This is a genomic window from Streptomyces luteoverticillatus, from assembly GCF_003970715.1.
GTDB lineage: Bacteria > Actinomycetota > Actinomycetes > Streptomycetales > Streptomycetaceae > Streptomyces > Streptomyces abikoensis.
Window position 1 is genome coordinate 6,434,162 of record NZ_CP034587.1, and the last position, 16,073, is coordinate 6,450,234.

A 16,073-nucleotide genomic window follows, 5' to 3' on the forward strand; every position below is an offset into this window, starting at 1 on the left:
GGGGCCAGGTGCCCGGCAGTCGAACACGCCGTGAACGGCGTTCAGCGCGCGGTGTCCAGCGCCACGCGGGCGACGAGCGCCGGGTCGTCGTTCATGGGCACGTGGCCGCAGCCGGGCAGGCGGACCAGCCGGGCCCCGGGGATCAGCTTCTTCGCCCGCACCCCCTGGCGGCGCGGGAGCAGCCGGTCACGGGTGCCCCAGGCGATGGTGACCGGCACGTCCAGCACGTCGTGGGCGTAGAGCAGCGAGCGCCCGGCGGCCAGGGTGGCTTCGAATCCCGTCGCCTCGCGCAGCGCCCGGGTCTCGGCGACCAGCGCGTCGGGCGAACGGCGGCCCGGCCGGGCGTAGATGGCGCCGACCAGCGCGGCGCGGCCCGCCGCCGTCCGGGCCAGGCGGGCCACCGTGGGCTCGGGCAGCCGCTCCGCGCCCGTCCGCAGGGCCCGCAGCACCGCGTAGGCCCAGAGGCGCTCGCCGGGGGTCCAGAATCCGGCGGGGGAGAGGGCGGTGACGGACCGGACGAGCTTCCGGTGCCCCAGCTCCAGGGCGATCAGGCCGCCGAGGGAGTTGCCCACGACGTGCGGCCGGTCCAGGCCGAGGGCCTCGAAGAGCGCGCCGAGGACGGGGATCACGCCCTTGAGGTCGTAGGTGATCCCGCCGGGCAGCCCCGGGGAGAGCCCGAAACCCGGCAGGTCGACGGCGACCACGTCGTGCTCGGCGGCGAGCAGGCCCACCACCGGGTCCCAGACCTGGAGATGATGGCCGATCCCGTGCAGCAGGACCATGGGCTCCCCGCCGCCGAGGCGTTCGTACACCACCGTCGCCGTGCGCGGTCCGGAAGGCGTGTCGACGGGAAAGGAGATCTTCTCGGCCATGGGGCGGCTCCTCGTCATCCGTGGGGCGACATACCGAGACAGGATGTCAGCAACGGTTACCGCTGGGTAGAGCGTGGGCGCGATCTCCGGCGGCGAGCAGCCTGTGAGACCCGGTTCACGTGGACAACCGCCACCCCCTCCGCTGGGATGAGGAGGTGAACGCAACGGATCCCCTGCTCGACGTCTTCGAGGAACACCGCGCCACCCTGGGCGGGGTGGCGTACCGCATGCTCGGCCGGTTCGCCGACGCGGAGGACGTCGTCCAGGAGGCGTGGCTGCGCTGGTCGGCGGCGGACCGCGAGGACGTCCACGACCCGCGCGGCTACCTCGTGCGCGTCACCACCCGGCTGGCCCTCGACCGGCTGCGCCTCGCGCACACGCGGCGCGAGACGTATGTGGGGCCGTGGCTGCCCGAGCCCGTCGCCACCGACTTCGGCACGACCGTCCCCGACACCGCCGAGCGGGCCGTGCTCGCCGACACCGTCTCCCTCGCCCTGCTCGTCGTCCTCGAATCCCTCTCCCCGCTGGAGCGCGCCGTCTTCGTCCTCCGCGAGGCCTTCGGCTTCCCCTACGCGGACATCGCCGAGGTCCTCGACCGCTCGGAGGCGGCCGTGCGGCAGCTCGCCGGGCGGGCCCGCCGTCATGTGGCCGAGCGCAGACCGCGCTTCGACGTCGACGCCGCGCGCCGCCGCGAGCTCACCGACCGGTTCCTCTCCGCCGCCACCGGCGGCAGCGTCGAGGACATGCTCGCCCTCCTCGCGCCCGGCGTCCGCCTCGTGGGCGACAGCGGCGGCAAGGCCAAGGCCCCGCTGCGCGTGCTGGAGAGCGCCGACAAGGTCGCCCGCTTCCTGCTCGGCGTCGCCGCCAAGCCGCTGCCCGACCCGGAGCTCCGTATCGTCGAGATCAACGGCGGCCCGGCCGTGCTGGTGCTGTCCCGGGGGCTGCCCGACAGCGTCGTCAGCGTCGAGGCCACCGACGGGCTCATCACGGAGATCCACGTCATGCGCAACCCCGACAAGCTGACGGGGGTGCTGCCCTGACGCCCCGGCCGGCGCGCCGGGGCGGGCCGGGGGACGGCTAGAGGCCGCCGGCCACGCGCAGCACCGCGCCCGTGGTGTACGACGCCTCCGGCGACAGCAGCCACGCCACGGCCCCGGTGACCTCCTCCGGCTCGCCGGGACGGCCCATCGGTATCCCGGAGGCCTTGCGCCAGGGGCGGTCGGGGTCGCCCATCGAGGCGTGGATGTCCGTGACGATCATGCCGGGCTGGACGGAGTTGACCCGTATGCCCTCGGCGGCCAGCTCCTTGGACAGGCCCATCGTCATGGCGTCCACGGCGGCCTTGCTCGCCGCGTAGTGCACGTACTCGCCGGGGCTGCCGAGGGTGGCGGCGGCCGAGGAGATGTTCACGATGGCGCCGCCCTGCCCGCCGTGACTCGTCGACATCTCCAGCGCCGCCCGCCGCGCGCAGATCAGCGCGCCGGTGACGTTGACGTCGACCACGCGGCGCATCTGCTCCACGGGGGTCTCCGTGAACCGGCCCAACAGCCCCGTGATCCCGGCGTTGTTGACGAGACCGGTGACCGCGCCGAGCCGCCCCTTCACCGCCTCGAAGAACGCGTCGACCTCGCTCTCGACGCTGGTGTCCACCTGAAGGGCGACCGCCGCCACGCCCTCCGCGCGCACCGCCTCCGCCGTCTTCTCCGCGGCGTCCGCCGAGCGCTCGTAACCGATGGCCACCGCGTGCCCCGCGCGCGCCAGCCGCAGCGCGACGGCGGCGCCGATGCCCCTGCTCGCTCCGGTGACCACGGTGACCTGGTCCGGGACCTGTCGCATCGTCCGCCCCCTTGCCGTTCCTGTCGTTCCGTCGATTTCGACCGACTCGTACTGGTGATCAACAACCGTATCCGACGGTATCGGAAGGCACTGACAGTGTCCGGTTCGCGACGCCATTGGTCTTGACCAAGTACGTCCACCGCCCTATGGTCGCAGGCATACTGCAACAACCTTTAATAAATAAGCGCGCGAAAAGCTTTGCGGAGGGTCAGGGTGGGGAGTACGCAGCTGGAACCGGTGCCCGAGCCGAAGTACTGGCACCTGAAAACCGTCCTCAGCGACGCACTGGACTCGGAGTTCGCGGTGGGGGAGATCCTGCCCAACGAGCGTGAACTCGCGGCCCGTTTCGGCGTCGCCCGGGCCACGCTCCGGCAGGCGCTGGAGCAACTGGAGCTCGAAGGCCGGCTGCAGCGCCGGCGCGGCGTGGGCACCACCGTCGCCCCGCCCCGGATGGGGGTCGCGGTCACCGACCCCGAGCACTCCTGGCCCGGCGCGCCGGGCGACGCCTGGCAGCCCGTCGACGCCGCCGAGCAGACCCCGCCGGGCGCCGTGGCCCGGCTCCTCGACATGGATCCGGCCACATCGCTGCACACCGTCCGCCGCACCCGCAAGACGCGCGGCCAGCCGGTCGCCACCGAGGTGCTGTACGTGCCCGCCGCCGGCGTGCCCGGCCTCGCCGCCGACGCGCCGCCCACCGGGCCGGCCCGCGCCCACGCCGTGCTGCGCGAGCTCCAGCGGCTGCGGCTGGAGGGGCAGGACCAGGCCGTGGAGCTCGGCTCGGCCCGCGCCGACGACGCCAAGCAGCTCGACAGGCTGCCCGGTTCACCCGTCCTCGTCGTCACCACGCGCTACTTCTCGGGCGGCCGAACCGCCGCCGTCGCCGTGGCCACGTACCGCGCCGACACCTGCCGGCTGACCTTCGGGGACGCCACGGCGCCCGCCGTCCAGCTCCTGGCCGGCTGACGCCCCTGACGCCCCTGACGCGCCGTCAATCACGGCCCGCCGGGCCGCCGGTCACCGCCGGGCGGTGACCGTGCTCTCGACCGCGAAGAGCTGCTTCTCGACGTGGTCGAGGGCCAGGCGCAGCGCGCCCGTGGCCACCGCCGCCTCGCCCAGCAGCGACTGGGCCACCAGCGGCGGCCGCAGGCAGTAGCGGGCCAGCCGGGTGCGCAGCGGCTCCAGGATCCCGTCCAGGCCGGCGGCCCAGCCGCCGACCACGACCAGCTCCGGGTCCAGCGCCAGCACCAGCGCCGCCACGTCGTGCACGAGCCGGCGCAGATACCGCTCCACGGCGGCCCGCGCCCGCTCGTCCCCGCGCTCCGCGAGCGCGAACACCTCGGCCACCTGGGCCTCGTCCAGCGGATGCAGCGGTTCCCCGGTGGGGGAGAGGACCTCCTCGGGGGTGGCTTCGCGTCCCAGCAGATGCAGCGCGCCGATCTCCCCGGCCGCGCCCCCGAAGCCCCGGTGCAGCCGCCCGCCGATCAGCGCGCCCGCGCCCGGACTCAGCCCGGCCAGCACGAACACGACGTCGTCGGACTGCCGGGCCGCGCCCTTCCAGTGCTCGGCCACGGCGGCCGCGTTGGCGTCGTTCTCCACCAGCACCGGGCAGCGGAACGAGCGGCGCAGCCGCTCCCCGAGCGGCAGCCCCGTCCACCCGGGCAGCGCCGTGCCCAGCCGTACGGTGCCGTCCGCCTCCACGATGCCGGGGGTGGCCACGCCCACCGCCCGCAGCGAATCGCCGGGCACGCCCGCGCGCTTGAGCAGATCGGTGACGGCCGCCCGCACCCGCTCCAGGCGCTCGTCGGCCGACGCCGTCGCGGAGACCTCCACATGGGCCGAGCCCATGACCCGCCCGCCCAGGTCCGCCATCAGCGCGGCGACGCGGTGCGGGCCGATCTCCACGCCCAGCAGGTGCCCGGCCTCCACCCGGAAGCGGAACCGCCGGGCGGGGCGGCCCTGACGGCGCGTCGCGCTCTCGTCGACGGCCGCCTCCACCACCAGTCCGGTGTCGATCAGCCCCTCGACCACGCCTTCGACGGTCGGCCGGGACAGGCCCGTCACCTTGACCAGGTCCGTGAGCGTGGGGGCCTCGGCGGCGCGCAGCGCGTGCAGCACCACGGCCGAATTGATCCGCCGCAGCAGCGACGGATCCCCGCCGGTGAGCCGCCCCACGTGCCGCCTCCTAGCTTTGCGCGCCCTTTGCCGGACGGATCGTAGCCGGTAGGAGGGCGAGGGGCGAGCGTCAGCCCCCGGTCGCGGCGGCCCGCAGCCTGCCGTACTCCTCCGCCATCCGCGGCAGCGTCCAGTGCGCGTTCAGCCCGCTGGGGTTCGGCAGCGCCCAGATCCGTGTGTCGCCGATCGTCCGCTCCTGCGGCCCGATCCGCGCCCGCTTGTCGCCGAAGGCGACGCGGTAGGCCGTCACACCGGCTATCGCCAGCCACTTCGGCCGCAGCAGGAGGACCTTCTCCTCAAGGACGCGCCCGCCCTCGCGGTACTCCTCGTCGGTCAGCTCGTCGGCCCGCGCCGAGGCCCGGGCCACCACATTGGTGATCCCGAGCCCGTACGCGAGCAGTTCGCCCTGCTCCGCCGGGGCCAGCCGGCGCGGCGTGAAGCCGGAGGCGTGGAGGACCGGCCAGAAACGATTGCCGGGCCGGGCGAAGTGATGGCCCGTGGCGGCGCTCAGCAGCCCGGGGTTGATGCCGCAGAACAGGACGTCGAGGCCGGCCGCGACCACGTCGGGGACGAGGCGGTCGCGGGCGGCCTCCAGCTCTTCGGGGGTCATCTAGAGGATGGACCCCGGCGCGTAGGCGGCGGCCTCCGGGTACCGCTTGCCGATCTCCTCGATCCGGGAGACCACGGTGGCGACCTGGTCGCCCGCCGCGCCCGTGAAGGACAGCTTGTCGGCCATCAGCGCGTCGAGCCCGGCGCGGTCCAGCGGGATGCGCTCGTCGGCGGCCAGCTTGTCCAGCAGCTCGTTGCGCTCGGCGCCCTGCTCGCGCATCGCCAGCGCGGAGGCCACCGCGTGCTCCTTGATGACCTCGTGCGCGACCTCGCGGCCGACCCCGGCCCGCACCGCGCCCATCAGCACCTTGGTGGTGGCGAGGAAGGGGAGGTAGCGGTCCAGCTCACGGGCGACGACGGCCGGGAAGGCGCCGAACTCGTCGAGGACGGTCAGGAACGTCTCCAGCAGGCCGTCGAGCGCGAAGAACGCGTCCGGCAGCGCCACGCGGCGCACCACGGAGCAGGAGACGTCGCCCTCGTTCCACTGGTCGCCCGCCAGCTCGCCGGTCATCGACGCGTAGCCGCGCAGGATCACCATCAGGCCGTTGACGCGCTCGCAGGAGCGGGTGTTCATCTTGTGCGGCATCGCGGACGAGCCGACCTGGCCGGGCTTGAAGCCCTCGGTGACCAGCTCGTGGCCGGCCATCAGACGGATCGTCTTGGCCAGCGAGGACGGCGCGGCGGCCAGCTGGACCAGCGCGGTGACGACCTCGTAGTCGAGGGAGCGCGGGTAGACCTGGCCGACGGAGGTGAAGGCGTGCGCGAAGCCGAGGTGCTCGGCGGTCCGGCGCTCCAGCTCCGCGAGCTTCGTGGTGTCGCCGCCGAGCAGGTCGAGCATGTCCTGGGCGGTGCCGACCGGGCCCTTGACGCCGCGCAGCGGGTAGCGGGCGAGGAGCTCCTCGGTGCGGGCGAAGGCCACCAGCAGCTCGTCGGCGGTGGTCGCGAAGCGCTTGCCCAGCGTGGTGGCCTGCGCGGCGACGTTGTGCGAGCGGCCCGCGACGACCAGCTCCGCGTGGTCGGCGGCCAGCTTGCCGAGCCGGGCCAGGACGGCCACGACGCGGTCGCGGACCAGCTCGAGCGAGAGCCGGATCTGGAGCTGCTCGACGTTCTCCGTGAGGTCGCGGGAGGTCATGCCCTTGTGGACGTGCTCATGGCCGGCGAGGGCGTTGAACTCCTCGATGCGGGCCTTCACATCGTGCCGCGTGATCTTCTCGCGCTCGGCGATCGAGACCAGGTCGACCTGGTCGAGGACGCGCTCGTAGTCGGCGAGGGCGGCGTCCGGCACCTCGATCCCCAGGTCCTTCTGCGCGCGGAGCACGGCCAGCCACAGCCGGCGCTCCAGCTTCACCTTCTGTTCGGGGGACCACAGCACGGCGAGCTCGGGGGAGGCGTAGCGGCCGGCGAGGACGTTGGGGATGCGGGGCTTTGCAGTCACGTGACCGAAGTCTACTGGCGGTTCGCGCAGACGGACGCCCCGCCCCGGTTTGTGGCTTTCTACGAGTGCGCTGGCGCTGAGCCGATTTGGACGCACGCCGCGGTCGCCCCGTCGCGGGAGCTCCCCTACGAGCTCTCGATGGGCGCCGGCGAGTCAGCCGCAGGCGCGTCGTGGCCGGTCGCGCCCGCGCGGCGGAGCCGCATGGTGCGTCACAGCCCCGCGCCCCTGCGGGGCGCTGCCGCTACGACAGCGCCTCGTACGGCAGGAGCTCGGCGCGCTTGGGCGGCCGGTCGTCGCCCGAGGAGCGGCCCGTCAGCCGGCGGCCGATCCACGGGCCCAGGTGTTCCCGGGCGAAGCGCGCGTCGGCCGCGCGGCGGGCGGCCCAGCCGGGGCGCGTGGCCGGGGGCAGGGGCGCCCGCCAGTCGGACTCCGCCGGGTGGCCCAGCGCCTGCCAGACCGCCTCGGCCACCCGCCGGTGCCCCTCGGCGTCGAGGTGCAGCCGGTCCTCGGCCCACAGCCGGGGATCGCCCAGGACGTCGGCGCCGAAGAGGTCGACGACCAGCGCGCCGTGCCGCTCGGCCAGCTCGTCGACGAAGCCGAAGAGCTGCTCCATGCGCGGCCGGAACCGCTCCAGCACCGGACCCCGGCGCCCCGGGCTGCGCATCAGCACCAGCTGCCGGCAGCTCGGGGCCAGCCTGTCGGCCGCCTCGGCGAGGCGGGCGCAGACGAGGTCCACGTCGCACTTGGGGCGCAGGACGTCGTTGAGCCCGCCCACCAGCGTCACCAGGTCCGCGCCCATGGCGGCCGCCTGGTGGGCCTGCTCGTCGGCGATCTGGGCGATCAGCTTGCCCCGCACCGCCAGGTTCGCGTAGCGGAAGCTGGTGGTCCGGGCCGCGAGCCGGGCGGCGAGGAGATCCGCCCAGCCCCGGTAGGAACCGTCCGGCAGGCCGTCGGACATGCCCTCGGTGAAGGAGTCGCCGACGGCGACGAAGCTGGAGTACGGCTCGGGGTGCGTGTACGTGGCATTCATCGGCATGGCGGGGCGATCCTATCGCCCCGCCGCCGGGGAGCGCCGGTCACGGGCCCCGTCATGGACGCCCGTCACCGGCTCCCGTCACGGCCGCGAGCCGACCAGCTCCCGCAGCACGTCCTCGAAGGTGACCAATCCGGCCAGCCGGTTGTCCTCGCCGATGACCGCGGCGAGGTGGGCGCCGGTGCCGCTCATGGCCGTGATCACGTCGTCCATCGGGGTGTCCGCCCGGACGCGCGCGATCGGGCGCATCCGCCGCAGCGGGAAGGGCATGTCCCGCGGCTTGGCGTCCAGCGCGTCCTTGACGTGCAGATAGCCCAGGATGCGGCTGCCGTCGTCGACCACGGGGAAGCGGGAGTAGCCGGAGCTGGCGGAGAGCCGCTCCAGCTCCTCCGGGGTCACCCCGAAGTGGGCGCTGACCACGCGCTCCAGGGGCATCACCACGTCCTGGACCGGGCGCTTGCCCAGCTCCAGGGCGCTCCGCAGCCGCGCGGTGGCCCGCCGGTCCAGCAGGTCCGCCGCGCTGGAGTCGGCGACCATCCGGGCGAGCTGGTCGTCCGAGAACACGGCCGTCACCTCGTCCTTCGGCTCGACGCGCAGCAGCTTCAGCACCCCGTTCGCCAGCCGGTTGATGGCGAAGACGAACGGCCGCAGGGCCCGCGCCAGCGCCACCAGCGGCGGGCCGAGCACCAGCGCGGTGCGCACCGGCTCGGCGAGCGCGATGTTCTTCGGCACCATCTCGCCGAAGAGCATGTGGAGATAGGTGGCCAGGGCCAGCGCGATCACGAAGGACAGCGGGTGGATCATCCCGTCCGGCATGCCCACCGCCTCGAACAGCGGCGTCGTCAGATGCGCGATGGCGGGCTCGGCCACCACGCCGAGGACCAGCGTGCACAGCGTGATGCCGAGCTGGGCCGCGGCCATCAGCGCCGAGATGTGCTTCAGGCCCCACAGGACGCCGCGGGCCCGGCGGTCGCCGTCCTCCGCGTAGGGCTCGATCTGGCCGCGGCGCACCGAGATCATGGCGAACTCCGCGCCCACGAAGAAGGCGTTGGCGACCAGCGTCGCCAGCCCGATCAGCAGCTGGACCAGCGTCATCGCTCCGCACCCCCCTCGGCGGCCGCGCCGCCGTCCGCCTCCGGCAGGGGGGCCGTCAGCAGCACCCGGGCCGCCCGTCGCCCGGAGGCGTCGGTGACCCGGATCCGCCAGCCCGCGACCTCGAGCGTGTCGCCCTCGTCCGGGATCCGGCCGAGCTCGGTGGCGATCAGTCCGGCCACGGTCTCGTACGGTCCTTCCGGCGCGCGCAGCCCGATGTGCTCCAGCTGGTCGGTGCGGGCCGCGCCGTCGGCGTCGTAGAGCTTGCGGCCGTCGGCGTCCCGGCCGGCGGGGGCCAGGTCGGGCAGCTCGTGCGGGTCGTGCTCGTCGCGCACCTCGCCGACGACCTCCTCGATGATGTCCTCCAGGGTGACGACGCCGGCGGTGCCGCCGTACTCGTCGATGACGACGGCCATGCTGCGCTTGCCGGCGAGCCGGTCCAGCAGCCGGTCCACGGTCAGCGACTCCGGGACGAGCACGGGCTCGCGGAGGATCGCGGAGACGGGACGGCGCGGGCGCTCGTCGGCCGGTATGGCCAGGACGTCCTTGATGTGGGCGGTGCCGACGACCGTGTCGAGGCCGCCCTGGTAGACGGGGAAGCGGGACAGGCCGGTGGCGAGCGTCGCGTTGGCGACGTCCTCGACGGTGGCCCGGACGTCGAGCGCGATGACCTGCACGCGCGGGGTCATCACGTTCTCCGCCGTCAGGTCCGCGAGGTTCAGGGTGCGGACGAACAGCTCGGCGGTGTCCGCCTCCAGCGCGCCCTCCTTGGCGGAGTGGCGGGCCAGTGCGATCAGCTCCTGCGGCCCACGGGCGGTGGCGAGCTCCTCGGCGGGCTCCAGGCCCATCCGGCGCACCACGTGGTTGGCGGTGTTGTTGAGGTGGCGGATCAGCGGGCGGAAGGCGGCGCTGAACGCGCGCTGCGGGCCCGCGACCCGCTTGGCCATCGGCAGCGGCCGGGAGATCGCCCAGTTCTTGGGCACCAGCTCGCCGACGACCATCAGCACGACGGTGGAGATCACCGTGCCGAGGATCAGGGCGGTCTGGGACGCCACCGAGGCGGACAGGCCGAGCGCCTCCACCGGGCCGGTGAGCAGGGCGGCGATGGACGGCTTGGAGATCATGCCGATGATCAGGCCGGTGACGGTGATGCCCAGCTGTGCTCCGGACAGCTGGAAGGTGAGGCTCCGGACGGCCTTGAGGGCGCCCTCGGCGCCGCGTTCTCCGCTCTCCGCCGCCCGCTCCAGCTCGGCGCGCTCGACGGTCGTGAGGGAGAACTCCGCCGCGACGAAGACGGCGCACGCGAGCGTCAGCAGCAGTGCCACCACCAGGAGGAGGACTTCGGTCATCGGTTCACCTCCGTCCCATGATCGGGCAGGGGCGGAAGGACCGCGCGATGTCGGCTCCGGGGACTACTGGGGGGCTCGCCCATGGGCGGACGCTCACACCTTTCACTCATGACAGGGTCCGTGACGGGGTCCGTCACAGGGTCGGATCCCTGGGAAACAGGATGGTCACCATCAATGACGACGGTGACCATCAATGGTAAAGGACCAGCAAAGCCGATCGGGTGTGATCAGCCTCGCAGTTCCTCGATCACCGGGGCGAAGGCCTCCAGCGCGGGCTCCACAACGGTGAAGTAGGTGAAGCCGTACCGTTCGCGGTGGCCCCGCAGCTGCTCGGCCATGTCCTTGACCGTGCCGGTCAGGAGGGCCGGGTGGGCCAGCACCTCGTCCTCGGTGAGACCGGGGGTGTCGGCGAGGAGGTCGCGGGCCAGGGCGCGCCGGTCACCGCCGGCCGCCACCGTCCGCACCAGATAGTTGAGCTCGGCGGGCTCGGCCCGCCCGGCCGCGAAGCCCTGGTAGGCGGCGACGCGTTCCTGGAGCGCGTCGGGGCTGATCAGCCGGAGGTTCCCGGCGGCGTCCTTGGCCGTGCCGGTGAAGCCCGCGATGTCCGCGTGCCGGGCGGTCAGCCGCAGCACGCGGTTCCCGTTGCCGCCCAGCAGCAGCGGCACCCTGGGCGACTGGGCGGCCGCCGGGCAGTGCTCCGGGTCGGCGAGCAGCCGGGTGAGCTCGGTGACCGTGCGCTCCAGGTGGTCCACCCGCTCGCGCGGCGAACCGAACGGCAGCCCCGCCCGCTCGTGCTCGGCGCGCACGTAACCGGTGCCCAGCCCCAGCTCCAGACGGCCGCCCGTGAGCTGATCGGTGGAGGCCACCTCGCGGGCCAGCAGCGTGGGGTTCCAGAACCCCGCGTTGAGCACGAACGTGCCGACCCTGGGCCGCTCCGTGGCCTCCGCGGCCGCCACCAGGGAGGGGAAGGGCGCGGGCATGCCGAGGTGGTCCGGCACGAGGATGACGTCATAGCCGAGCGCCTCCGCCCGGCGGCACTTCTCCCGCCACTCGGCGGACGTACCGCCGCTCAGCATGTTGACCGCGAAACGGAACGGACGTGTCATGGAACTCCCCCTCGGTTGTCGTGGCCCACCAACATACCGGAGGGTGCCTCCGTTCAGTGGCCGGTGGGTTCGGCGGGCCGCCGCGCCACCCCCAGCACACAGGTCGCGGAGGGCATCGGCACCCGGGTCCGGGGCATCAGCAGCCGCCGGTACGCGCCGAGCTCGAACCCCGCCCCGGAGAGGGCGGCGAGCGGGTCACGAGCCGTGTGGCAGCCGCCGAAGAGCAACGGCCACACCGTCCGGTCCAGCCCCCGCTGCACATCCGCCAGCACCCGGCCCGGGGCGACGCCGTGCTCGAAGAACCGCAGCTCACCGCCCGGCTTCAGCACGCGCCGCAACTCGCCCAGCGAGCGCCGCACATCCCGGACGGAGCACAGCACGAGGGAGACCACGGCCGCGTCGAACGCCTCGCTCTTGACCGGCAGCGCCTCCGCCGCGCCCGGCACCACGTCCACGGGCACCCCGGCCCGCACGGCGGCCTCCACCGCCATCCGGCGCAGCCGGCGCTCCGGCTCGATCGCCACGACCTCCGACACGGTGCCGGGGTAGTGGGCGAAGTTCAGCCCGTTCCCCGCCCCGATCTCGATGACCCGGCCCGAAAGCCCGGCCAGCAACTCCTTCCGGTGCTCACCCATCCCGGCCCGCTCGTCCAGCACGGGGCTCACCTTCGCCCAGACCTGGGCGAAGACCGGATGGTGCACGGCGTCGTGCGGGTTTCTGATACTGCGGAGCGGCATGGCACACCCCTTCCCGGGGATACGGCGGCTACCGCGATTGTTCCCCGGGGCGGACGGCGAGCACCTTCTTGTCGTCAAAGGCCGGACGGGCTGCTGTGCTCTGTCCTCAAACGCCGGACGGGCTGAATCAGCGCCTTCTCGGCGTCCAGGTGAGTTGTTGCCCGTCGGGGCCGACATGCAGCCGCATCTGCTCTACAGAGGGCCGCCCGTCCTTCTGCCACCGGGAAACGTGCTCACTGATCCGGTCCCAGAGCCGGTCCGTTCCTCGCTGCCGGACCATCCATTGGCCGTCTTCCTGATGCAGGGCCGCCCATGTCTCAGTCTCTACGTCGATCACGAAGTGTTCCGTGCGCCCGTCGCGTTCCAGGGTGAGACGCTGGGCTGTCGGTGCGGCGAACTGCGCGATGAACCGTGCTGTCCAGTCGGCAAGCGCATCGGCCCCCAGCTCCGCCGGCTCCGCGTCGCCCAGGCTGAGGTTCGGCAGCAGTCCTAGCGGCGGCGGGAGCTGCGGCCGGGCGAGCATGAACGTCACCGCGCCTCCGAGGACAGGACCGCTTGCTGTCCCGTCGTCTCCGACTGTCAATCGAATCAGTTCGGATGCGTTCATCCAGCCGCCGACTGTCACCAGGATCTCGCCGCCGGGCCGGGTCTGTTCGACCCACTCAAGAGGGACGGTCCGTACGCCGCAGGTGACGATAGTCCGGTCATAAGGGCTGCCCTGGGGGCAGCCTGCCAGGCCGTCTCCGACCACTCGATTGGGCCGGTATCCGGCGCTTGCCAGCGCCATACCGGCCCGCTCGGACAAGTCGCGGTCCACCTCCACGGTGGTCACATCGTCTTCGCCGACGACGTAGGACAGCAGCGCCGTGGAGTAGCCTGTCCCCGTCCCGATCTCCAGCACCGTCATGCCCTCGGCAGCACGCGACTCCTCCAGCATGCGGACCACGAGACTGGGCAGTGTGGACGACGACGAAGGGACGCCGGTGATTCGTCCTTCCACTTGCTCGGGGAAGACAGCACCGGCCACCTGGGTCACAAGGGTGTCGTCCTCGTACGCCCGGGACAGAGCCGTTGAGGAGTCGGGCCGCACGGGGTGGTACCAGCCGCTCCCGTCATGCTCGAACCAGCCCCGCGACAGGAACGCCTCACGGGGGACCGACGATAGCGCGGCCTCCCACTGCGGGCTTCGGAGCGTGCCCGCGATCTTGAGCTGCTGGACGAGCCCGTGACGCAGATGCTCGGATGACTTGTCGCTCACGTGGGGCACTCTCCGTTCTCCAGTACATCGGCAATCGCGGCAGTGATCGGCAGGCCGGCCGCTTCTTCCAGCCACGCCCATTGACCGTTCGGGTTGCACTCCAGGAACCACCAGGCGCCATCGGCGGTTACGGCGAAGTCAAACGCCCCGAACTTCAGACCGAAATCCTGGACGAACGCCGCCAGGGCGCTGCGCACATCGGTCGGACAGTCGGTCGGCTCGTAGCGCAAGTCGCGGTACTCGGCTCGCCAGTCGAGCACGCCCGGCGGGGCTGTGATGCGCGCACAGAACGTCTGGTTGCCCACAACGACCGCGCGCACGTCGGCCACCTTGGGGACCGCCGCTTGGAACAGGTGAGCGCTGCGCTCCACAGCGTCGTCAATCTCGCCCGGCCCTACTCGCGCAGCCCAGATCCCGGCAGGCTCACCGTTCACCCAGTACGCGCCCGCGTGCAACGGCTTGTAGATCGCAGGCCACTGGTCACAGAACTCCTCAGCTTGTGCCGGATCGTTCGTGATCAGTGTTTCGGGAACCAGCAGCCCGAGCCCCAAGGCTGTTGCGAGCTGAGCGGGCTTGTACTCGGCGCGGGCAATCGCTTGGGGGTGGCTGAGGTAGAGACAGCCGGGCAGTGCGCCGAGCACGCCCCCCAGCCCACGTCGGTTCTCCTGTACAGCGAACCTCGCGTCCTGGCCCTCGTCGGCCGGCTCGAACATGCTCGGCCGTCGATGGTAGAGAGCCCGCACGGCATGCAGCTCGGCCGTGCGGGATCCCATGCTGAGCGTCCCCGACCAACCGCCCTGCCGAGTTCTCGCGGCGAGCACGGCCGCCCCGGGGAAATCCCGCCCCGGATCGAACCGCAAGACGGGCACCCGGCGGCGGTTCAACTCGGCGATGACCAGATCGGCGGTTGGATCCTCATGTCCCGTCGAAACCAGCACCGGGCGTCCGTCCACGGTGTCCCCTAGTCCTGCTCGGCGTCGTGGCCCGAGTCGGGGTCCTGCTTACCGTCCTTGCTCACCTGGGTGGGCGGGTAGGTGTTGACGGACGTACCGTGCTTGCCCAGCTCCATCGGGACGGCTCCACCGTCGTGCCCGAGCCACCGTCCGGTCTGCGTCTCGGGGTCCAGCCCCGCATACGCCGGCGTTGCCTCACCGTTGCGGAGCGGCTGCATGCGGCGCATACCCCATGGCGCCGCCGTTGCCTCGGAATTCGTCATGCTCTCCACGATCACTCCTGGTTGTGGTTAACGTGTTCCGATCCGTCCGAACCTCGTCGCGGGGGCGCGTGCTTCGTGTGCCCCAACGTTCCGCTTCCGAGGCCGGCCGTGTAGGGGCATGGGTAGGGGCAAGTCCTGCTCGAACGTGGGTTCTTGCCGTAGCTGGGGGCAGTGTTAGGGGCAAGATGGACCTATGGCCATCGGCGCATTGATCAGGGACCTCCGTGAGGCACGAGGATGGTCCCAGGGACGGTTGGCGGACGGGATCAACGATGCCTTCGGGACGGGGCTCAGTCGTGAGTACGTCAGCCGTTGGGAACGCTCCAAGGTGGAACCGGGAGCGTTCTACCTCCGATGTCTGTCGGCCGTCCTGGACGTGCCCCTAGCGGTTCTTGAGGGTGAAGTGAAACGTCGTACGTTCCTCTCCGATGTGGCCACCACCGCCATAGCGCCAGTGGTGGCCTCAGACCTGCTCAGTATCGGATTCGCTGCCCGCCTTCGCGGTGGGCCCTCCGTGGACGACTGGGAAAGCAGGCTGGCCACCTACGGAACCGAATACATGAGCCTCGGCGCCGCAGACATTCAGCGGCGCGTGGCCGGCGAATTGGTGGTGATCCAGCAACAGCTCGAAACCCCTCGGCTTTGGGCGGTTGCTTCTCGGCTCATGACTCTTTACGCGAAAACCTTCCCAGGCTCCGACGGAGCCAAGGCTGTGAATTGGTACCGCCTTGCTGCCGAGGCGGCAGACCAATCCGGCGACGACGACGCCCGAGTATGGGTCCGAGGGCGCGCGGCCATCGCCTTGGGTTATGAGGGGGCTTCCCTCGGGGTCGCCGATGTACTGGCCGACCAGGCGATTGCGATCAGCGACAAGCCGTCGCTGGGACTCCTGAATGCGATCATGGGGAAGGCACATGCCGCAGCTGTCCGGGGAGACACCGAGACAGCCCGCCGGCTCATGAACCGGGGTCGCCACGTGTTTGACAGGGCGGCATCCGATGAACAAACCTCCGACTATGCGGTGCCCTGGTGGCGCATGAACGTGTTTGTCTCTCTCCTTGCTGCGCGGCTTGGCGAAGAAAAGGTAGCAGCAGAGGCTCAATCAGCAGCCCGGTCGGAGCTGCCTTCAGCTCTTCCGCGATTCGCTACCCATCTTGAAATGCACCGAGGGTTGATGCTGGCTCGGTCCGGCGATAAGCGTGGTGGCGCCAGGTACGCACGGGCAGCGCTTGACGCGCTTCCGCCGGAAAAGCACTCCCTCACCCTTCGGATGCTTATGGCTGAAGTGGAACAGGCTTAGCCGGCGGTCGCTCGTGGCGGGTGCGTAGACCTCCAGCACTTGGCTCGGGTACCGCTGG

Annotated in this window: 16 protein-coding genes; 3 read left to right on the forward strand and 13 right to left on the reverse strand. The window is 72.0% G+C overall.

Annotated features, from left to right (window positions below; genetic code table 11):
• Positions 1-41 precede the first annotated feature (41 nt).
• Positions 42-872, reverse strand: a complete 831-nt coding sequence (locus tag EKH77_RS28565; protein WP_126917141.1) for an alpha/beta fold hydrolase — start codon at positions 870-872, stop codon at positions 42-44.
• A 155-nt stretch (positions 873-1,027) separates the two neighbouring features.
• Here EKH77_RS28565 and EKH77_RS28570 point away from each other — a divergent pair, with 155 nt between their 5' ends.
• Positions 1,028-1,912: an RNA polymerase sigma-70 factor gene (locus EKH77_RS28570; RefSeq protein ID WP_276319244.1), complete on the forward strand. Its 885-nt coding sequence runs from the start codon at positions 1,028-1,030 to the stop codon at positions 1,910-1,912.
• Between the two features lie 37 nt (positions 1,913-1,949).
• On the opposite strand, the gene EKH77_RS28575 is transcribed toward EKH77_RS28570, so the two are convergent.
• Positions 1,950-2,708: an SDR family oxidoreductase gene (locus tag EKH77_RS28575; protein WP_126917142.1), complete on the reverse strand. Its 759-nt coding sequence runs from the start codon at positions 2,706-2,708 to the stop codon at positions 1,950-1,952.
• A 213-nt stretch (positions 2,709-2,921) separates the two neighbouring features.
• On the opposite strand from EKH77_RS28575, the gene EKH77_RS28580 reads away from it, so the two are divergent.
• Complete coding sequence (locus tag EKH77_RS28580; protein ID WP_126917143.1) at positions 2,922-3,671, forward strand: GntR family transcriptional regulator; 750 nt, start codon at positions 2,922-2,924, stop codon at positions 3,669-3,671.
• Positions 3,672-3,722: 51 nt separating this feature from the next.
• On the opposite strand, the gene EKH77_RS28585 is transcribed toward EKH77_RS28580, so the two are convergent.
• The 11 genes from EKH77_RS28585 to tgmA form a co-directional block, all read right to left on the reverse strand.
• Positions 3,723-4,880, reverse strand: coding sequence for an ROK family transcriptional regulator (locus tag EKH77_RS28585; protein WP_126917144.1), 1,158 nt, complete (start codon positions 4,878-4,880; stop codon positions 3,723-3,725).
• Positions 4,881-4,950: 70 nt separating this feature from the next.
• Positions 4,951-5,490, reverse strand: coding sequence for a G/U mismatch-specific DNA glycosylase (mug, locus tag EKH77_RS28590; protein WP_126917145.1), 540 nt, complete (start codon positions 5,488-5,490; stop codon positions 4,951-4,953).
• Positions 5,491-6,924, reverse strand: a complete 1,434-nt coding sequence (gene purB / locus EKH77_RS28595; protein WP_126917146.1) for an adenylosuccinate lyase — start codon at positions 6,922-6,924, stop codon at positions 5,491-5,493.
• 241 nt (positions 6,925-7,165) lie between these two features.
• On the reverse strand, positions 7,166-7,960 hold the full coding sequence (locus EKH77_RS28600) for an SGNH/GDSL hydrolase family protein (protein WP_126917147.1): 795 nt from the start codon (positions 7,958-7,960) through the stop codon (positions 7,166-7,168).
• A gap of 78 nt (positions 7,961-8,038) precedes the next feature.
• Positions 8,039-9,052, reverse strand: coding sequence for a hemolysin family protein (locus tag EKH77_RS28605; RefSeq protein ID WP_126917148.1), 1,014 nt, complete (start codon positions 9,050-9,052; stop codon positions 8,039-8,041).
• A complete protein-coding gene (locus tag EKH77_RS28610; RefSeq protein ID WP_126917149.1) occupies positions 9,049-10,398 on the reverse strand; it encodes a hemolysin family protein in 1,350 nt (449 codons plus the stop codon). The genes EKH77_RS28605 and EKH77_RS28610 overlap by 4 nt, the downstream gene beginning before the upstream one ends.
• A 227-nt stretch (positions 10,399-10,625) precedes the next feature.
• Positions 10,626-11,504: an LLM class F420-dependent oxidoreductase gene (locus EKH77_RS28615; protein ID WP_126917150.1), complete on the reverse strand. Its 879-nt coding sequence runs from the start codon at positions 11,502-11,504 to the stop codon at positions 10,626-10,628.
• 53 nt (positions 11,505-11,557) lie between these two features.
• Entirely contained in the window at positions 11,558-12,241 is a 684-nt protein-coding gene (locus EKH77_RS28620; protein ID WP_126917151.1) for a class I SAM-dependent methyltransferase, read from the reverse strand.
• A gap of 127 nt (positions 12,242-12,368) precedes the next feature.
• Positions 12,369-13,499: an ATP-grasp peptide maturase system methyltransferase gene (gene tgmC / locus EKH77_RS28625; RefSeq protein WP_206279943.1), complete on the reverse strand. Its 1,131-nt coding sequence runs from the start codon at positions 13,497-13,499 to the stop codon at positions 12,369-12,371.
• The gene (gene tgmB / locus EKH77_RS28630) at positions 13,496-14,452 is read right to left on the reverse strand and encodes an ATP-grasp ribosomal peptide maturase (RefSeq protein ID WP_206279944.1); all 957 of its coding nucleotides are present in this window, start codon (positions 14,450-14,452) and stop codon (positions 13,496-13,498) included. The genes tgmC and tgmB overlap by 4 nt, the downstream gene beginning before the upstream one ends.
• A gap of 8 nt (positions 14,453-14,460) precedes the next feature.
• Positions 14,461-14,715 (reverse strand): putative ATP-grasp-modified RiPP, encoded by a 255-nt coding sequence (tgmA, locus tag EKH77_RS28635; protein ID WP_126917153.1) that lies wholly within the window; start codon positions 14,713-14,715, stop codon positions 14,461-14,463.
• A 193-nt stretch (positions 14,716-14,908) separates the two neighbouring features.
• Between tgmA and EKH77_RS28640 the strand changes: the two genes are divergently transcribed.
• Positions 14,909-16,015, forward strand: a complete 1,107-nt coding sequence (locus tag EKH77_RS28640; protein WP_126917154.1) for a helix-turn-helix domain-containing protein — start codon at positions 14,909-14,911, stop codon at positions 16,013-16,015.
• Positions 16,016-16,073 lie beyond the last annotated feature (58 nt).